This window comes from Pseudomonas sp. Irchel 3E20 (genome assembly GCF_900187645.1).
Classification (GTDB): domain Bacteria; phylum Pseudomonadota; class Gammaproteobacteria; order Pseudomonadales; family Pseudomonadaceae; genus Aquipseudomonas.
In genome coordinates this window covers 1-2,271 of record NZ_FYEE01000029.1, presented here as the reverse complement: position 1 = coordinate 2,271, position 2,271 = coordinate 1, and the positions used below count along the sequence as shown (strand labels likewise).

1 protein-coding gene is annotated in these 2,271 nt (G+C 58.9%); it reads left to right on the top strand.

Annotated features, from left to right (window positions below; genetic code table 11):
* Positions 1-2,271 (top strand): immunoglobulin-like domain-containing protein (locus CKW13_RS24040; protein WP_371856257.1); only part of this gene is annotated, 2,271 nt, incomplete at both ends.

Here is a 2,271-nt window from a genome sequence, read left to right as displayed (position 1 = left end):
CCGTGGATAAAACCACCGTCACCGAAGGCGGCGACGTGACTTACACCGTCACGCTGACCAACAAAGCCGGCCTGCCGATGGAGAGCCATGGCCCGCTGACGTTCACCCTGAGCGACGGCACCAAAATCTCCGTCAAAGCAGGTGAAACCACCGGTACTGCGGTCGTCCAAACCACCAATGACGTGTTCACCGGCGGCCAACCTTCGCTGGTTAACAAACTCGTCGGTGTTGATGGCGCCGATGACTTCGAGAAACTGACCCTCGATCCGAAAGAGCACACCACCACCGTTACCGATCAGCCAACCGGCGAAGGCGACAAGGTGACTGTTTCGATCACTGGCGACGGCCCGGTCTTCGAGAACCAGGCACAGAAATTCACCGTTTCGGTCAGCCAAAAACTCGACCATGACCTCACCGTGACCCTGAAAAACGGCGCAGTCGTGGTTATCAAGGCTGGCGAGTTGAGCGTTCCTTACGAGCGCGCTGCTCAAGGCGACGACGTCTACAAAGACGGCGAAACCGTGCCGATGGGCATCGACACCGCCACCGTGGATGGCAAATCCTTCGAGAACCTGGTGATCGGCGGCGATGCATCGGTAGTCGTGAACGACACCGAAACCGAAGTGGTCGCCACCCTGACCGTGGATAAAACCACCGTCACCGAAGGCGGCGACGTCACCTACACCGTCACGCTGACTAACAAAGCCGGCCTGCCGATGGAGAGCCATGGTCCGCTGACGTTCACCCTGAGCGACGGCACCAAAATCTCCGTCAAAGCAGGTGAAACCACCGGTACTGCGGTCGTCCAAACCACCAATGACGTGTTCACCGGCGGCCAACCTTCGCTGGTTAACAAACTCGTCGGTGTTGATGGCGCCGATGACTTCGAGAAACTGACCCTCGATCCGAAAGAGCACACCACCACCGTTACCGATCAGCCAACCGGCGAAGGCGACAAGGTGACTGTTTCGATCACTGGCGACGGCCCGGTCTTCGAGAACCAAGCACAGAAATTCACCGTCAGCGTCAGCCAGAAGTTGGATCACGATTTGACCGTGACCCTCAAAAACGGCGCTGTTGTCGTTATCAAGGCCGGCGAACTGAGCGTTCCTTACGAGCGCGCGGCGCAAGGCGACGACGTCTACAAAGACGGCGAAACCGTGCCGATGGGCATCGATACCGCCACCGTTGACGGCAAATCCTTCGAGAACCTGGTGATCGGCGGTGATGCTTCGGTAGTCGTGAATGACACCGAAACCGAAGTGGTCGCCACCCTGACCGTGGATAAAACCACCGTCACCGAAGGCGGCGACGTGACCTACACCGTCACGCTGACTAACAAAGCCGGCCTGCCGATGGAGAGCCATGGCCCGCTGACGTTCACCCTGAGCGACGGCACCAAAATCTCCGTCAAAGCAGGCGAAACCACCGGCACTGCCGTGGTTCAAACCACCAACGACGTGTTCACCGGCGGCCAACCTTCGCTGGTTAACAAACTCGTCGGTGTTGATGGCGCCGATGACTTCGAGAAACTGACCCTCGATCCGAAAGAGCACACCACCACCGTCACCGATCAGCCAACCGGCGAAGGCGACAAGGTGACTGTTTCGATCACTGGCGACGGCCCGGTCTTCGAGAACCAAGCACAGAAATTCACCGTCAGCGTCAGCCAGAAGTTGGATCACGATTTGACCGTGACCCTCAAAAACGGCGCTGTTGTCGTTATCAAGGCCGGCGAACTGAGCGTTCCTTACGAGCGCGCGGCGCAAGGCGACGACGTCTACAAAGACGGCGAAACCGTGCCGATGGGCATCGACACCGCCACTGTTGACGGCAAATCCTTCGAGAACCTGGTGATCGGCGGCGATGCCTCGGTAGTCGTGAACGACACCGAAACCGAAGTGGTTGCCACCCTGACCGTGGATAAAACCACCGTCACCGAAGGCGGCGACGTGACTTACACCGTCACGCTGACCAACAAAGCCGGCCTGCCGATGGAGAGCCATGGCCCGCTGACGTTCACCCTGAGCGACGGCACCAAAATTAACGTTAAGGCCGGCGAAACCACCGGTACTGCGGTCGTCCAAACCACCAACGACGTGTTCACCGGCGGCCAACCTTCGCTGGTCAACAAACTGGTTGGGGTTGAAGGCGCCGATGACTTCGAGAAACTGACCCTCGATCCGAAAGAGCACACCACTACCGTCACCGATCAGCCGACCGGTGAAGGCGACAAGGTGACTGTTTCGATCACTGGCGACGGCCCGGTCT